We start from the raw sequence: 17,191 nt of genomic DNA, 5'->3' as shown, positions 1-17,191 counted from the left end.
CGACCTAACCGGCGAGGCTGGGCAGGTAGAGAACGATCGACGGGAACGCCACCAGCAACGCGATGGTTATCGCATCGGCGACAAAGAACGGCATCACGCCCTTGAACACGTCCTGAACGGTCAGGTCCTCGCGCACCCCGGCCACGACGAAACAGTTGAGGCCAATGGGCGGGGTGATCAGGCAGAACTCGGCCATCTTGACCACGAGTATCCCGAACCAGATCGCACACATGGTTCCGGACATGCCGAATGCGCTCTCCGCCGCGGTCACGGTCTCGCCTCCGTTCAGCGCCATAACCGCCGGATAGACCACCGGCAGCGTCAGGAGCAGCATGCCAATCGCATCCATGAACATGCCCAGCACCGCATAGGCCAGCAGGATGCAGATCAGGATCAGCATCGGCGACATGTCGAGCGACGTGATCCAGTCGGCGAAAGCGGCTGGCAACTCGGCAAAACCGAGAAAGCGCACATAGATCAGCACACCCCAGATGATCGTGAAGATCATGATCGTCAGCTTGGCGGTGTCCAGCAATGCCGATTTCAATTCCGACCACCGCATGCCGCGAAACACCGCCATCAGGAACACGATAAAGGCACCGATCGCACCGCCCTCTGTCGGTGTGCCCCACGCATCGCCGAACGGATTGTAGACAAAGAAGATGATGATCACCACCACCGCCACGATGGGCAGCGCGGGCGGCAGCGCCCGGAACCGCTCGCCCCAGGTAAAGCCCCGGACCGGTGGGCCCACGGTTTTGAAGATCATCGCGATCCCGATGATCAGCACCGCATAGACCACCGCCGAAAACGCCCCCGGAATGAACCCGGCCAGCAGCAGCTTGCCCACATCCTGCTCAACGATGATGGCATAGATCACGAGGATGGCCGACGGAGGAATGAGAGACGCAAGCGTCCCGCCCGCCGCAACCACACCGGCGGCGAATTGCTTGTTGTAGCCGATCTTGAGCATCTCGGGGATCGCGATGCGCGCAAACACCGCCGCCGTCGCCACCGAGGCCCCGGACACCGCCGCGAATCCCGCGGTGGCGAAGACCGTCGAAACGGCCAGCCCACCCGGCACCCACGCGATCCACCGCTTCGCGGCCTCGAACAATGCCGTGGTCAGGTTGGCGTAATAGGCCATGTAACCGATCATGATGAAGACCGGGATCAGGCTCAGAACCTGCGCCGAAACCTTGGAATGCGGCACCTGCCCCGCCGTCTTGATCGCAACGGTCAGCGCCCAGCCCAGATGCTCGCCACCGAAATCCCGCTTGGCCCAGAATATCAGGACAAGCCCGACCAACCCCGCAAGCGCCGCCGCAAACGCCACGCGCATGCCCGCGAGCACCAGAATCAACAGGCCCGCGCTGACCCACAATCCGATTTCAATGGGTTCCATCAGTCATGCCCCGCAAGCTGGCTGGCCTCGGCCTGGGCCTGTTCGGCCACGCTCAGGTTCAATGGCACGGCCACCGGGTTCTCAAGCCCCAGAACAAGCGCGCGTCCGTAGCCCACCGCCTGCAGGATCAGGCGGAGCACCAGAACCGCAAACGCCACCGGCACCACGAGCTTGGACGGCCATGTGGGCAGGCCGATATCGATCGAGCTGTCGCGGCTGCACAGGGGGCGCGCGCAATCAAAAGAGCGGTCGAAATGCTCCCAGGCGCCCCAGGCCAGCGCGGTAACGAGGATCAGGATGAGAATGACCGACACCAGTTCGAAAAGCCACAACACCCGTCCGCTGAGCGCACCGACCAGCATGTCCATGCGAATATGGGTGCCATCCCGCTGCACATAGGAAATTCCCATGATCGCGATGATCGGCATGGCAGCCTCGATATAATCGACATAGCCGAGCAGCGGCATGCCAAAGAACTTGCGCCCGATCACCGAATACGCCGCGAGAAACATCAGCGAGAAAATCGCCAACCCGCTCAGCAACGCGCAAAAGCGTTCGACCGGCAGCAAGGCCCGGTCCAAACGGCTCAGCAGGCTGGAATCTTCCAGTACCGCGGCAGAACCCGCCATGTGCTCATCCCCTCATTCAAAGACGGGGCCGCGCACATGGCACGGCCCCGCAATCCGGTTCGCTCCCGGCTCAGTTCGATCCCTTGGCATCCGCCAGGGTCGATACCACCAGATCATAGAGTTCCTGACCGGGAAGGCCCTGTGCTTCAATTTCCTCGATCCAGGCCGCGCGGATCGGGTCGGCGGCGGTTTTGCGGAAAGCGTCAAGCTCGGTGTCGCTGATCTCGACCTTGGTGACGCCTTTTTCTTCCAGCACGGCGTCCCATTTCTTGAGCAGTTCGCCATAATTGGCAAGGTAATGCGCGATGGCTTCGTCCACCGAGCTGTCCAGCGCCTCGCGCTCGTCATCGCTCAGCGCCTCATAGGCATCGATATTCACCACCACCGGGCAGTTCACCGTGCCCGGATTGAGGTTCGCGGTCCACCAGTCGGCCTGGTTGATGGTGCCGAAAGACAGGTGGGCGTGCTGGGCAAAGGCCACGGTATCGACGACACCGGATTCCATCGCCTGATAGGCTTCGGTCGCGGTCACCGAGGTCGGCACCGCGCCGACCGCCTCGAACGCTTTGCCCAGGCCGCCGGTGGCGCGCACCCGCATGCCCTCGAATTCGCTGAGTTCGTCGCGCGGCTCGCCCGTGCCGACGATATTGTATTGCGGCATCGGGCTGGTCATCAGCAGCTTGGCATTCCACTGGGCCATTTCTTCCTGAACCGCCGGATGGGCATAGACCGCGTGGCTGACTGCGACCTCCTCGTCGAGATTGGACACGCCGAGGAAGGGCAGTTCCAGAACCGTGATCAGGCGATTCTTGTCTGGATGGTATCCGGCGCAAAACTGTGCCATTTCGAATGCGCCGATGGAAATGCCATCCAGGTTCTCGCGATTCTTGGACAGTCCGCCATAGCTGACATTCATGGTAAATTCGCCGTTGGTCTTTTCGCTGACAAGCTCGGCGAGCTTTTCGACATGTTCGGTAAAGGCGCGGCGCTTGCCCCAGACAGATACGTTCCATTCGGTCGCCGATGCCTCGGCAACGAAGGATGCGGCAACTGCCGCGGCGACCGCCCCGGTCAACATCTTGTTCATGAAGTACTCTCCCATATTGCGATCCAGTCGCCGGACCGCTTGGACCGAACGCTAGCGCGCCCGCCCGGTGAAGCCAAGCCCCCGACCCTGCACAAATCGGCATCCGCCTGCGGTCGATTCGCCGTCTGACCGCGACATGCGCCCCGGCACCGCGCCGCAAAATCCGCATTTCGCGGCGCTCTGCTTGCATGCGAACAAACTATCGCAAGGGGGGCTTCTCGTCAGGTTGACCCGGGGGCAACATCAGGCGTGCGGACACGTTTGCGATCCGTTAACAGTCAATGCGTTGCACCTACACAAGAAAATGTGAACAGCAGCAAAAAGTTTACAAAAATCGAACGCTCTTCGAAAATCATTTACAAACTAATCGTTCTATTCCCGTAAGTTATTTCCATATTTTCAGTTTCAGTTATTATTTGTGGCGAGGAGTATCGGGCGTTAACGTCCCGGAACGGGCGAGCCAAAGCCCCGCATCAATGTCAGAGGGAGGAGCCTCGTATGAGCACAACAGCACCATCGGACACCGCCACGCAACGGTCATACGCCCCGTCGCAGGAAGTCATCGCCAACGCGCATGTCAACGCTGTGAAATATGACGAGATGTATGCAGCCTCGATCAACGATCCGGACGCGTTCTGGGGCGAGCAAGGCAAGCGGATCGACTGGATCAAGCCCTACACCCAGGTAAAGGACGTCAATTTCAGCCTGGGCAATGTCAAGATCAACTGGTTCGCGGATGGTACGCTGAACGTGTCGGCCAACTGTATCGATCGTCACCTCGAAGCGCGCGGCGATCAGACCGCGATCATCTTCGAGCCGGACGATCCGAACGAAGCGGCGCAGCACATCACCTATTCCGAACTGCACCGCCGCACCTGCCGGATGGCGAACATTCTCGAAACCATGGGTGTGCGCAAGGGCGACCGGGTCATCATCTACCTCCCGATGATCCCCGAAGCCGCTTATGCCATGCTGGCCTGCGCCCGGATCGGCGCGATCCACTCCATCGTCTTTGCAGGCTTTTCGCCCGATGCTCTGGCGGCCCGCGTCAACGGTTCGGACGCCAAGGTCATCATCACCGCCGACGAAGCGCCGCGCGGTGGCCGCAAGACTCCGTTGAAGTCCAACGCCGACGCAGCCCTGCTGCATTGCAAGGACACGGTGAAATGCCTGGTTGTCAGGCGCACCGGCGGCCAGACCACCTGGATCGATGGCCGCGACTACGATTACAACGAAATGGCGCTGGAGGCGGATGACTACAGCAAGCCCGCCGAGATGAACGCCGAGGATCCGCTGTTCATCCTCTACACCTCGGGTTCGACCGGCCAGCCAAAGGGCGTGGTCCACAGCACCGGTGGCTATCTGGTTTATGCCGCGCTGACGCATGAGGTGGTGTTCGACTACCATGATGGCGACGTTTACTGGTGCACCGCCGATGTGGGCTGGGTCACCGGGCACAGCTATATCGTCTATGGTCCGCTCGCCAACGGCGCGACCACCCTGATGTTCGAAGGCGTGCCAACCTACCCTGACGCCAGCCGCTTCTGGCAGGTCTGCGAGAAACACAAGGTGAACCAGTTCTACACCGCCCCCACCGCCATCCGCGCTTTGATGGGCCAGGGCACCGAGTTCGTCAATAAATGCGATCTTTCGAGCCTGCGTATTCTTGGCACCGTGGGCGAACCGATCAATCCCGAAGCATGGAACTGGTACAATGACGTGGTCGGCAAGGGCAATTGCCCGATCGTCGACACCTGGTGGCAGACCGAGACAGGCGGCCACATGATGACCCCGCTGCCCGGCGCCCATGCGCTCAAGCCCGGCGCGGCGCAGAAACCGTTCTTTGGCGTGCATCCCGTCGTGCTCGACCCGCAATCGGGCGAGGAAATCAACGGCAATGACGTCGAGGGCGTGCTGGCGATCAAGGACAGCTGGCCCGGCCAGATGCGCACCGTCTGGGGCGATCACGAACGGTTCGAAAAAACCTATTTCTCCGACTACAAGGGATATTACTTTTCGGGTGACGGGTGCCGCCGCGACGCGGATGGCGATTACTGGATCACCGGTCGCGTCGACGACGTGATCAACGTATCGGGGCATCGCATGGGCACCGCCGAAGTCGAAAGCGCGCTGGTTGCCCACCCCAAGGTCGCCGAGGCTGCCGTTGTGGGATACCCGCACGACATCAAGGGGCAAGGCATCTATTGCTATGTCACGCTGATGAATGGCGTGGAGTCCAGCGATGAGTTGACCAAGGAACTGCGCACATGGGTCCGCACCGAGATCGGCCCCATCGCGTCACCCGACGTGATCCAGTGGGCTCCCGGCCTGCCCAAGACCCGCTCGGGCAAGATCATGCGCCGTATCCTGCGCAAGATAGCCGAAAACGACTATGGCTCGCTTGGTGACACCTCGACCCTGGCCGACCCTTCGGTTGTCGATGATCTGATCGCGAACCGGGCGGGGTAAGAAACCATGGATGCAGCCACGATGACCAAGCCCGCCGTCCTGATCCTGCTGGGCCCTCCGGGCGCGGGCAAGGGCACGCAGGCCCGCATGCTCGAGGAAAAATTCGGCCTTGTCCAACTTTCCACCGGTGATCTTCTGCGTGCCGCCGTTGCGGCCAGCACCGAGGCCGGCAAGGCCGCCAAGGCGGTGATGGAGGCCGGGAAACTGGTCAGCGACGAGATCGTGGTCAACATCCTGCGTGACCGTCTGGCCCAGCCGGACTGCGCCAGGGGCGTGATCCTCGACGGTTTTCCCCGCACCACGGTACAGGCCGGGGCGCTGGACGCGCTGCTCGCGGAATCCGGCCAGGGCATCAACGCGGCGATCAACCTCGAAGTTGACGATGCCGCGATGGTCACGCGCATTTCCGGGCGGTTCACCTGTGGCGATTGTGGCGAGGGCTATCACGATACGTTCAAGGCCCCGGTCGTTGCCGGAACCTGCGACAAATGCGGCAGCACAAACATGAAACGCCGCGCCGACGACAACGCCGAAACCGTTGCCAGCCGTCTTGTCGCCTATCACGAGCAGACCGCCCCGCTGATCGCCTATTACAAGGCGCGGGACGTGCTCAAATCCATCGACGCGATGGGCGATATCGACACGATTGCCGCCGATCTGGCAGCGATCGTGAAACAGGCCACGGCCTGACAAGACCCGGCCACTGCAAGGTTAACGCGGTGGCCATCATCTTTGGAGGAAGAAGGAGGAACCGCCATGGCGGACCAATCAACTCATGCCGCGAGCACCGCTGAGGCCGACAAGGGCTATTGGGCGGCGAACGTGCGCATCATTCTGATCAGCCTCGTCATCTGGGCGCTGGTGTCTTTCGGGTTCGGCATCCTGCTGCGTCCGATGCTGTCGGGCATTGCCGTCGGGGGGACCGATCTCGGTTTCTGGTTCGCACAACAGGGTTCGATCCTGGTGTTCCTGGCCCTGATCTTTTTCTACGCGTTCCGGATGAACAAGCTCGACGCGGAATTCGGCGTCGAAGAGGAGTAATAACCCATGGATCAGTTTACCATCAACCTGCTGTTCGTGGGCGCCTCCTTTGCGCTTTACATCGGCATCGCGATCTGGGCCCGGGCCGGCTCCACATCGGAATTTTACGCCGCCGGTCGCGGCGTTCATCCCGTCACCAACGGCATGGCGACAGCCGCCGACTGGATGTCGGCCGCCTCCTTCATCTCGATGGCCGGTCTCATCGCCTTTACCGGCTATGACAACAGCTCGTACCTGATGGGCTGGACCGGCGGCTATGTGCTTCTGGCGCTGCTGCTCGCGCCTTACCTGCGCAAGTTCGGCAAGTTCACCGTGTCCGAATTCATCGGTGATCGTTTCTACAGCCCGACAGCACGTCTTGTCGCTGTGATCTGCCTGATCGTGGCATCGACCACATACGTGATCGGCCAGATGACGGGCGTCGGCGTGGCCTTTGGCCGGTTTCTGGAGATCTCCAACACCTGGGGTCTGCTGATCGGTGCCTGTGTCGTTTTCGCCTATGCTGTGTTCGGCGGCATGAAAGGCGTGACCTATACACAGGTGGCGCAATATTGCGTTCTGATCATGGCCTATACCATTCCCGCCGTGTTCATCAGTCTGCAACTGACCGGCAACCCGATCCCGGCCCTCGGTCTGTTCGGCGACTATGCCGCGACGGGCGAGCCGCTGCTGGCCAAGCTGGACGCCATCGTGACCGAACTCGGCTTCAACGAGTACACGTCGCATAACGGCGATACGCTGAACATGGTGCTCTTCACCCTGTCGCTGATGATCGGGACCGCGGGTCTGCCGCACGTGATCATGCGCTTCTTTACCGTGCCCCGCGTTGCCGATGCGCGCTGGTCCGCCGGCTGGGCGCTGGTCTTTATCGCGCTGCTCTATCTGACCGCACCGGCAGTCGGCGCCATGGCCCGTCTCAACATCACCGACATGTTCTGGCCCAACGGCACCAATGCCGAAGCAGTCTCGGTCGAGCAGATCGAAACCGATCCGCGTTACGACTGGATGGCCACATGGCAGAAAACCGGATTGCTGGGCTGGGAAGACAAGAATGGCGACGGCAAAATCCAGTACTACAATGATCAAGCCGAAAGCATGCAGGCCAAAGCATCCGAAAATGGCTGGCAGGGCAACGAACTGACCAACTTCAACCGCGACATCCTTGTTCTGGCCAACCCGGAAATCGCCAACCTGCCCGGATGGGTGATCGGTCTGGTGGCCGCTGGCGGTCTCGCGGCCGCGCTCTCGACCGCCGCCGGTCTGCTGCTTGCGATTTCCTCTGCGGTCAGCCACGATCTGATCAAGGGTCGCTTTGCCCCCGAGATTTCGGAAAAAGGCGAGTTGATGTCCGCGCGTATCGCCATGGCCGTCGCCATCGTCGTCGCCACCTATCTGGGTCTCAACCCTCCGGGCTTTGCGGCGCAGACCGTGGCCCTGGCCTTTGGTCTGGCGGCGGCATCGATCTTCCCGGCACTGATGATGGGCATCTTCTCCAAGAAGGTGAACAACTCGGGCGCCGTGGCGGGCATGCTTGCCGGTCTGATCGTGACGCTGGTTTATATCTTCCTGCACAAGGGCTGGTTCTTCATCCCCGACACCAACACCTTTACCGATGCTGATCCGCTGCTGCTGTCGATCAAGTCGACCTCGTTCGGAGCGGTCGGTGCGATGATCAACTTTGCCGTCGCCTACCTGGTTGCGGGCATGACCAAGCCGGTTCCGCAGGACATTGTCGACCTGGTGGAAAGCGTGCGCGTCCCACGCGGCGCAGGTGCGGCAACCGCCGGTCACTAAGACAAGGGGGCCGGGCACTTTCCCCCGACTGTGCCCGTCCCTGCCCGGTCCCGCCCGTCGACTTTCGGGCGGGACCACATTCGTTCCGAGCTCCGGTGCCCCATGACCCTGCCAACAGACAAGATTCTTCGATTTCTTCGCTCGGTTCATCCCTATGACAGCCTGGCCGCCGACACGCTTGACGATCTTGCCACGCGCTTTCAGGTTATGACGATCGGCAAGGGTGATCCGATCTATGCGGTCGGCTCACCGATGCAGGGGCTCTACCTGCTCTATGATGGCGAAGTCGAGGTGCGCGACGCGAATGGCAGTCCGGTTTCGCTGCTCGGCGCGCGCAATTCATTTGGCGAGCGCGGCCTGGTCCGAGATGGCAATGCGTTGACGTCGGCGCGCGCCGCAACCGACAGCATCCTGCTGATGTTGCCCCGTGCGGATTTCGACGACCTGATGGCGTCGGAACGCGCATTCGCACGGTTCTTTGACCGCCGTCGAAACGACACCCGGCGCGGCAGCGATCTCGCCACCAGCCGGGTCAAGACCTTCATGGCCGACACGCCCGTCACCTGCCCCCCGGTCACCGATGTGCAACAGGCGGCGCGCCTGATGCATGACAACCGGATTTCCTCGCTCTGCATCGTCGACGGAGACCGGCTCGCGGGGATCGTCACGACACGCGATCTGACTGGCAGGGTGCTGGCCCCCGGCCTGCCCTGCACCACCCGTGTCCAGGACGTCATGACCCGCGATCCGCTGACCCTGTCGCCGTCCGCCATCGGGTCGGACGTGCTGCATGCAATGATGGAACATCGCATCGGCCATATCCCGATCGTCGAGGCGGGGCAGCTTGTCGGGATCGTGACCCAGACCGACCTGACACGTTTCCAGGCGGTCAGTTCCGCCGAACTGGTCAGTGCCATCGCCCGCTCAGGCAGCGCCGACGAGATGGCCCGTGTCACCGCCGAGATACCGCGCCTGCTGGTCCAGCTGGTTGCCGGTGGAAACCGGCACGAGGTGGTCACGCGGCTGATCACCGACATTGCCGATACCGCAACCCGCAGGTTGCTGCATCTCGGTGAACAGAAACTCGGCCCGCCTCCCGTTCCCTATCTCTGGCTTGCCTGTGGCTCGCAGGGGCGGCAGGAACAGACCGGGGTTTCGGATCAGGACAATTGCCTGATCCTCGATGACGCGGTGACGCCCGAGCAGATGCCCTATTTCGCCGATCTCGCCCGGTTTGTATCCGACGGGCTTGACACCTGCGGCTATTATTATTGCCCCGGCGACATGATGGCGACCAACCCGCGCTGGTGCCAACCCCTGCGTGTCTGGCGCCAGTATTTCCAGGGATGGATCGCGACGCCGGACCCACAGGCCCAGATGCTGGCCAGCGTGATGTTCGACCTGCGCGCCATCGGCGGCGACAAGTCGCTGTTCGAAGGGCTGCAGAAAGACACCTTGCACGCCGCCAGCCGCAATTCGATATTCGTGGCGCATATGATCGCCAACTCGCTCAAGCACACGCCGCCGCTTGGCCTGTTGCGGGGGTTTGCCACGATCCGGTCGGGCGAACATCGCAACATGATCGATCTGAAGCTGAACGGCGTGGTGCCGGTTGTCGATCTCGGGCGCATCTACGCATTGAAGGGCGAGCTGACCGAGGTCAACACCCGCGCCCGCCTGCAGGCCGCAGAAGCTGCGGGCGTCGTGTCCACCGCGGGCGCACGCGAACTTGTCGATGCTTACGACCTGATCGCCGAGACCCGGCTGACCCATCAGCTCGCGCGGATCAACGCCGGTGACGCAGCGGACAATTTCATGTCGCCAACGACCCTGTCCGACTTTGAGCGAAGTCATCTGCGGGATGCGTTTGTCGTGGTAAAGACAATGCAGTCGTCTGTTGGCCAGGGTCGTGGCATGCTGAGCTGACCGGGCCGCAAGGCGGGTGGTAATGGGGAACGGGGATGCGCCAGCGTCCCCAGCGAGGAGGATGCATGTTTCTGGAACTGATCGGTACGGTTTTCGCCGGCATCGCGGCGGCGGGCCTCGTCATGTTGCTCAGTCGCGTCACGGGCGGGCGCCTGCCGCGTTGGGCGGTTCCGGTTTGTGCCGGCCTTGCGATGATCGCCATGACCGTTTCGATGGAATACAGCTGGTACGAGCGCACGCGCGCCGGCCTGCCCGATGATGTGCAGATCGCGGAGACCGTTCAGAAGAAGAGCCTCTATCAGCCCTGGACATATCTGGTTCCCTATGTGAACCGGTTTGTCGCCGTTGACGCGGCATCGATCCAACGGCATCCGGAGCAACCGGCGCAACGCATTGCCGATCTCTATTTCTTCGGTCGCTGGGCCCCGGTGCGCAAGATACCGGTGGCCTTTGACTGCGCGGAAAACCGCAGCGCGGTACTGGACAGCGACACGCAATTCGGCAGCAACGGAGATATCGTGAACGCAAACTGGCAACCGGTCGAGTCCGGTGCCGCGCTACTGACGACGACCTGCGGGCTGTCGTGATGTCCCGCAAACTGGGCCTGCGGTTGCGAATCTTCCTGTTCTTCTGCCTGCTGGCGGGGGGCAGTGTCGCCATCGCGGTGATTTCGCTGATGATCGGCTACAATCGGGCGGGACAGCCCGACATGATGGACGCTTTCGTCCTCGCCGGTGTCCTTTCGGTGTTCCTGATGGTGGCTCTGATCGCCGGCATCTGGCTGCTGTTTGACGAGAACATTGCAAAGCCCGTTGAACGTATCGCCGCCAACCTGCGCGCCCGGGCCCATGCCGGGGCCGCCGGCGGGATCGACAGGAACACGGCACGCTACCTGGGCGATCTGGCCCTTGCCGCCGAGGCGGTGACAGCCAAGCTCAGCGAAAATGCCACATCGACCGCCGAGCAGGTCGCTGCGGAAACCGCGCGGCTGGCTGCGGACAAGGAATGGCTGACCGCATTGCTGACCGAAATTCCGGTCGCGATGATCATCGTGAATCCCGGTCATCGGATCGTATTGTACGACGGTCAGGCCGCCGCGGTTCTCGCGCAGATCGCCCATCCACGCCTGCAGGCTTCCCTGTTCGACTATCTGGAACAACAACCTGTCGAGGCGGCCTATCGGAAGCTGGCCAGGACCGGCAAGGAGGTGGGGTTCACCGCGCAAAGCGTGACCGGACAGCAAAGCTACGAGTTGCGGATGAAACCGCTCGGTCAGGGCCACGGCTACCTGCTCACGCTCGATACCAGCGCCGTCCGGATCGCCCCGGATGAGGCGCGGCCGCTGGTCTATGATTTCGATCTTCTGGAGACGTCCGGGGATGGCGCTTTCGAGAAACGGCCCCTGACCGATCTGTGCTTCGTGGTGTTCGATACCGAAACCACCGGCCTCTTGCCCCACAAGGACGAGATCGTGCAGATCGGCGCGGTCCGGGTCCTGCGCGGGCGCATCGTGCAAGGCGAAGTCCTGGACACGCTGGTCGATCCGGGCATGCCGATTCCTGCTGCCTCAAGCAGGGTGCACAGGATCACCGACGCGATGGTTGCCGGAGCCCCCGACATCACCGAGGCCGGTCGGGCATTTCACAAATTCGCCACCGACGCCGTCATCGTCGCCCATAATGCACCGTTCGACATGGCCTTTCTGCGGCGGCACGCGACCGCTATGGGGGTGGAATGGAACCATCCGATCCTTGATACGGTTCTGCTCTCGGCGGTGCTCTTCGGCGCGTCGGAAACCCATACGCTGGATGCGCTGTGCGACAGGCTCGGCGTGAGCATTCCGCACACCTTGCGACACACCGCTCTTGGCGATGCACAGGCCACCGCCGAAGTCCTGTGCGCCATGCTTCCGATGCTGCGGGCAAGGGGAATGACGACGTTCGGAGACGTCATCGCGGAAACCCGCAGGCACGGACGCCTGCTTGAGGATTTGAACTGAAACGTTCCGCGACCAACCTGAAACATCAGTTCCCTGACGCGTTGAGATCTTTTATTTCAGGCCGCCCTGGCCTCGTCAGAGCCATCGCGGAACGCATCAGCATGCGAAACAACCTGCTCTGGCGGTTCCCGGCCCAACGCCACCGCTGACGTTTCTTTGCCGCACCCGTTCGGTTCGGGCCTTCTTTGACATTGACGCTCGCAAAAACTCTCAATGTTCCGGGCTTCAGTCGCACGCGATAACCGACGTAGGAATCATGGCTGGCTTTGGTTGGCGATGTTGTCAGGCTTGATGATCTGGACGCCGTTCTACGAATTTTCACACCGCGACAACCGGATCGTCTCGCCCCGTATATTGCGTAGACACGTCCAAAACGCGCGCCGGCCTTTCGACAGGGCAACCGCTCAGACGGCATTCATGGAAACCCACCCCGATCACGATGTTTATATTCACAATCGTAAATCACGGTTTCGGCACTCAACCCGAAGTGCAGAGCGACACGCCAGCAAGCGGAAAGTCAGCTTACCCCCTTGTCGAATGTTGAGCGAAAGTGATCGAATCCACCGATTGTCTGATTTTTGTCAGCGCGCCGTGACAAGCAAACCCGACTCGACGGCCAAGAATTTTGCGACCCAAACCGGACCCCCGCCACGATCTGACTGTGTGTCGGTCAGGCGGGGCAGACCCGATTTTTGCAGGTGCGGCTATTGCTCATGCAGAAAACCATCGCGCATGCAGCGCGACATTTGCGGCGGCACAGAGCATTAACCGAACCGGTCGTTCGCCTAGACTGATATCGCAGGATTTGCGATCATCCTTTTGCTGCGACCGGGTTCGACAATCGAGACACGGACCATTGCTGCTGTTGCACAGTTTGGGAGAAAAGTCCGCTGTACGGGCGTCATCGTGTCACCGAAAAAGAGCGACAAGTTCTTGCAGGTCAATTCCACGACAGATTAAGCCCTCTGGCTTGACAGTTTCCACATCCTCGCCAGCGACAATCGCATTTACAACCGCATCTTCGATCGACTCGACCGTGGCCATGTAGATCGGATCGATGAACTCGTTGTTGAGCACGGCACGCTCGACAACCGCTTTGTTGTGCTGCGGCATTGGCAACAGAAAATGCCATAAAGATGTCGCCGGAGTTGTTTCCGCCGGCGAGCCACCACGGCCAATGCCAATGGCGGCCCGTTTGGCGGTTTGATGCAGTGACAGGCCAGACAATGGTGCATCGGTTCCGACGATGACAATGATCGAGCCGGTCTCTGTCTCTCTTAGCCGGCCTTCCGTCATAATCTGCCCGACGGGATTCCCTAGAATGCTCAGCCACGGGCGGATGCCGTGGTTGGCCTGTACCAACGCCCCGACGGTAAAGGTGTTTCCGCCGATGCTCACCTGTCGCGACGCGGCTCCGGTTCCCCCTTTGAATTCGTGACAGATCATGCCGTTACCGCCGCCGACCGAGCCTTCTGCGACCGGCCCATAGGAGGCTGAATTAAGCGCAGAGATAGCATGTTCGGCGGTACATGCTGACCGTTGATGTCAGTCAGCCAGCCGTCATAGGTTTCGGCCACCACCGGCATCGCCCAGGCATGATTGTTAGTGAAGTAATCGGAATACCGGTCAATCATCCAGCGGGTGGTGCCGTGATGCACCATGCCCACCGAATACGTGTTCGTGATCATGACCGGACCCACGAAATAGCCTGCATCGTTGATCCAATGCGTGCAGGTCATCTCACCATTTCCATTCAGGGAATAGTGACCCGCCCAAACAGGCTTTGGTGTGCCTTCCTCATCCCGCGGGAGGATGGCGGTTACACCAGTTCGGATGTTCTTGTCATGGTCGGTCAGTGTTGTGAAACCCACCTTGACCCCGGGAACATCAATGAGTGCGTTAAAGCGACCCAGCTGCCCGGGAAAGGGAAGGCCAAGGTCGCGCGCACGAATTCTGGATTTGTCCTTTTCCATCTGTAATTCCAGTATTTATTTGAAGGCCAAACACCGATGGCTGTTTCGCTTGCGCTACCGCTATGATGGCCCGGGTTATTGCCGGTCAGCCTGGTTTTCTGGGTGTCCCTCACGCAAATAAAGCGAGCGATACCAAAGATCGTCCATGACCCGGATGACGAGGTCGAGATCAATTGGCCCATCATTGTCATCCCAGCCCGACAGCCTGCGAACATCTGCAAGCAGCGTATCGGACATGTTGATCACGGCCCGGGCCTTGAGGCGGACAAAGGAATAGTTTGGATCATCCCGAGATGTCAGGCCGCGGTGTTCAAGATCGCGAACGATGCGGTCGGACCAGATCCGGTTAACGGAATCCATACGCGCCTCGATGTCGGTGTCTTCGCGCAGTAGAATCTCGCGCGCGGCCAACAGGCGCGGGTTTTTCGCCGCCAGCATCACCGAGTATGTATTTGCGCGGTGGATTGATGCGCGCAATCCAAGTCCGCCGCCCCGGGGTCGATGACTGCGCATCAAGGCCCAGTATTTGCGAAGCACCGCCTTGGTGATGTGCGCCCGGCTGTGGAAGTACAAATAGAAGGTGCCACGCACCATTCCCGCCGCATTGGCAAGATGGTCCACTGTCAGGGATTCATACCCGACTCGTTCGATTTCTCGGGCCGCGACGGCCAACAGGACCGCACGTGTGCGAACCCTTTTTCGACGTTTTTGCATCGCATGGGCGCGATCTTCCAGGATTTCGGCAACGCTAAACCCTTCTGAGAGTTGTGCTTTTTTTAGTGATGGACCGGCAATTTCTGTCTGCATGAAAAATATTTGACATGTCGTCCAATTTTAGTCAATCTTCAAAAATAAGACATATTGTTCAAAAATTGATCACACATGCAGGGATCGCGCGTTCGCTTCGAAAACGTCAGCAAGTCCTTCGGGACCACCGTGGCGCTTTCGGACTTCAACCTCGACATCGCTCCGGGGGAATTCGTGACCTTGCTGGGGGCGTCGGGTTCCGGAAAATCCACCGCGCTGAACATTCTGGCCGGATTTTCCGATGCCACGTCCGGCGAGGTTTTCATCGATGATCGCCCACTGACCGATGTAGCGCCCGAGAATCGCAACGTTGGCATGGTGTTTCAGAACTTCTCGCTATTCCCCCACAAAACCGTGGCGGACAATGTCGCCTTCCCGCTCAAGATGCGGAAAGTCCCCAAGCCGGAAATTGACCGTCGGGTGAAAGCAGCACTTGAGATGGTAAAACTGGGAGAGTTTGCCGCACGCAAGGCTGCGCTCTCGGGTGGGCAGCGCCAGCGTGTCGCCCTGGCGCGCGCTGTCGTGTTCGAGCCACCGGTCTTGTTGATGGACGAATGCCTGTCAGCCTTGGACCTGAAGCTGCGCGAAGAGTTGCAGGAAGAGATCCGCCGCATTTACCGCGAGATCGGCACCACGGTTTTATTCGTGACCCATGACCAGACCGAGGCGCTGACCATGTCGGACCGGATCGCGATCCTCGAAGGCGGCCGGATCGTGCAGATCGATGCGCCCGAGGCGCTCTATGATCGTCCGCGCACCCGGTTTGTGGCCGACTTTATAGGGCAGTCGAACATGTTCGATCTGGCGGCTGTAAAAGATGGCCGCGCAGAAGTGCCCGATATGGGTATAGATATTCCTGTTGCGGACACTTCCGCCATTGCAATCAGCTTGCGACCCGAGCGCATCCGCGTGGTGCTGGGCGATGCGCCAGAGCACAAATCCATTTTCGAAGGTGTTGTTGAAGACGAGACCTTCTTTAGCCCGGTTGTAGCGCAATCAGTGCGCCTGGCGTCTGGCCGGGTGCTGGACGTGCGTAGCCAACGGTCGGGGCACGATCACCTGCCACATACGGGCGAAACCATCAAACTGGTCTTCGACCCGGCAGACGCCGCTCCATTGGCCGCTGACTGAACTCAAACAGGTCTAAGGGAGAGAACCATGAAACTGGCCAAGACTTTCATAGCGCTCACGCTGGGCGCCACAATCGCGGCAAGCGTCACATTCGCCGAAGGCACGCTGACCTATGCCGGGTCGGGCGGTGGCCTGGCGCAGGTGATGAAGGGTGTCTTTGACGATCCGTTCACCGCCGAAACCGGGATCGTCGTGAAGGCGCAGGCCACGACCGAGCGCGCCTCGGCTCTGAAGGCCATGCAAGTGGCTGGCAAGGTCACATGGGACGTGGCCGAACTTGACCCGGTTGCCTATGCCACCGCCTCGCTGTCGGGCTGGCTGGCACCGCTCGATTGGTCCGCCATCGACCCCGACAACAATCTACCGGACAGCGCAAAACTGCCTGACGCGGCCATCGCGGCAACCTTCTCGACCATCATGGCGGTGCGTACCGACAAGCTGCCCGAAGGCAAGCGGATGGCTTCCTGGGCGGATTTCTGGGACATCGAAACCTTCCCCGGTGGCCGTGCCTTACAGAACCAGCCGATCGACAACCTCGAATTTGCCCTGATCGCAGATGGGGTTGCTCCGGCAGACGTGTAGACCGTGCTGGCTACGCCGGAAGGACAAGACCGCGCCTTTGCCAAGCTGGATGAGATCAAACCGCATATCACCGCGTGGTGGACCGCCGGTGCACAGCCAGTGCAGATGCTCTCGGACGGGGAAGTCGCATATACCTCGGCGTGGAACGGGCGCATCACCACGCTGGCTGGCGAAGGTGTGCAGGCTGAAATCAACTGGAACGGTGGCGGCATTGACCTGCCCCCCTTCGGTCCCTCGTTCATAACGAGAGTCTGCGGGTTTGATCTTGATAATCATGGGTTTCGGTTTGGGCAAGCGCGCCGGGCGCGGAGCCCTCAAATTGCTCAAGCGCTCGGCGCGCTTGCAGTG

12 protein-coding genes and 2 pseudogenes are annotated in these 17,191 nt (G+C 60.8%); 9 read left to right on the top strand and 5 right to left on the bottom strand.

Features of this window, described 5'->3' with window-relative positions; translation table 11 throughout:
• Window positions 1–4: 4 nt before the first annotated feature.
• The 3 genes from AB9K34_RS11125 to AB9K34_RS11115 form a co-directional block, all read right to left on the bottom strand.
• A complete protein-coding gene (locus tag AB9K34_RS11125) occupies window positions 5–1,405 on the bottom strand; it encodes a TRAP transporter large permease (RefSeq protein WP_369954494.1) in 1,401 nt (466 codons plus the stop codon).
• Window positions 1,405–2,034, bottom strand: a complete 630-nt coding sequence (locus tag AB9K34_RS11120) for a TRAP transporter small permease subunit (RefSeq protein WP_369954493.1) — start codon at window positions 2,032–2,034, stop codon at window positions 1,405–1,407. The genes AB9K34_RS11125 and AB9K34_RS11120 overlap by 1 nt, the downstream gene beginning before the upstream one ends.
• Before the next feature lie 70 nt (window positions 2,035–2,104).
• On the bottom strand, window positions 2,105–3,121 hold the full coding sequence (locus AB9K34_RS11115; RefSeq protein ID WP_369954492.1) for a C4-dicarboxylate TRAP transporter substrate-binding protein: 1,017 nt from the start codon (window positions 3,119–3,121) through the stop codon (window positions 2,105–2,107).
• Window positions 3,122–3,619: 498 nt separating this feature from the next.
• Between AB9K34_RS11115 and acs the strand changes: the two genes are divergently transcribed.
• The 7 genes from acs (at window position 3,620) to AB9K34_RS11080 (ending at window position 12,350) form a co-directional block, all read left to right on the top strand.
• Window positions 3,620–5,590, top strand: a complete 1,971-nt coding sequence (gene acs, locus AB9K34_RS11110) for an acetate--CoA ligase (protein WP_369954491.1) — start codon at window positions 3,620–3,622, stop codon at window positions 5,588–5,590.
• Window positions 5,591–5,596: 6 nt separating this feature from the next.
• On the top strand, window positions 5,597–6,280 hold the full coding sequence (locus AB9K34_RS11105; RefSeq protein WP_369954490.1) for an adenylate kinase: 684 nt from the start codon (window positions 5,597–5,599) through the stop codon (window positions 6,278–6,280).
• Window positions 6,281–6,346: 66 nt separating this feature from the next.
• Entirely contained in the window at window positions 6,347–6,631 is a 285-nt protein-coding gene (locus tag AB9K34_RS11100) for a DUF4212 domain-containing protein (RefSeq protein WP_369954489.1), read from the top strand.
• 6 nt (window positions 6,632–6,637) lie between these two features.
• Window positions 6,638–8,425 carry a sodium:solute symporter family protein gene (locus tag AB9K34_RS11095; RefSeq protein WP_369954488.1) on the top strand — a complete coding sequence of 596 codons (1,788 nt, stop codon included), beginning with the start codon at window positions 6,638–6,640 and terminating at the stop codon, window positions 8,423–8,425.
• Between the two features lie 102 nt (window positions 8,426–8,527).
• Entirely contained in the window at window positions 8,528–10,351 is a 1,824-nt protein-coding gene (locus AB9K34_RS11090; protein ID WP_369954486.1) for a DUF294 nucleotidyltransferase-like domain-containing protein, read from the top strand.
• A 65-nt stretch (window positions 10,352–10,416) separates the two neighbouring features.
• Window positions 10,417–10,938 (top strand): hypothetical protein, encoded by a 522-nt coding sequence (locus AB9K34_RS11085; protein WP_369954485.1) that lies wholly within the window; start codon window positions 10,417–10,419, stop codon window positions 10,936–10,938.
• Window positions 10,938–12,350 (top strand): PolC-type DNA polymerase III, encoded by a 1,413-nt coding sequence (locus tag AB9K34_RS11080; protein WP_369954484.1) that lies wholly within the window; start codon window positions 10,938–10,940, stop codon window positions 12,348–12,350. Before AB9K34_RS11085 ends, AB9K34_RS11080 begins: the two co-directional genes overlap by 1 nt.
• Window positions 12,351–13,259: 909 nt before the next feature.
• Here AB9K34_RS11080 and AB9K34_RS11075 read toward each other — a convergent pair.
• Window positions 13,260–14,323, bottom strand: a pseudogene (locus tag AB9K34_RS11075) (P1 family peptidase).
• Window positions 14,324–14,398: 75 nt separating this feature from the next.
• Window positions 14,399–15,130 (bottom strand): TetR/AcrR family transcriptional regulator, encoded by a 732-nt coding sequence (locus tag AB9K34_RS11070; protein WP_369954483.1) that lies wholly within the window; start codon window positions 15,128–15,130, stop codon window positions 14,399–14,401.
• A gap of 75 nt (window positions 15,131–15,205) precedes the next feature.
• Here AB9K34_RS11070 and AB9K34_RS11065 point away from each other — a divergent pair, with 75 nt between their 5' ends.
• Window positions 15,206–16,261 carry an ABC transporter ATP-binding protein gene (locus AB9K34_RS11065; RefSeq protein ID WP_369954482.1) on the top strand — a complete coding sequence of 352 codons (1,056 nt, stop codon included), beginning with the start codon at window positions 15,206–15,208 and terminating at the stop codon, window positions 16,259–16,261.
• A gap of 27 nt (window positions 16,262–16,288) precedes the next feature.
• A pseudogene (locus tag AB9K34_RS11060) lies at window positions 16,289–17,029 on the top strand (extracellular solute-binding protein); the annotation flags it as partial.
• Window positions 17,030–17,191: the final 162 nt, after the last annotated feature.

It is taken from the genome of Sedimentitalea sp. XS_ASV28 (assembly GCF_041224545.1).
In the GTDB taxonomy this organism is placed as follows: domain Bacteria; phylum Pseudomonadota; class Alphaproteobacteria; order Rhodobacterales; family Rhodobacteraceae; genus Sedimentitalea.
This window is presented reverse-complemented; position numbering and strand designations above follow the sequence as displayed.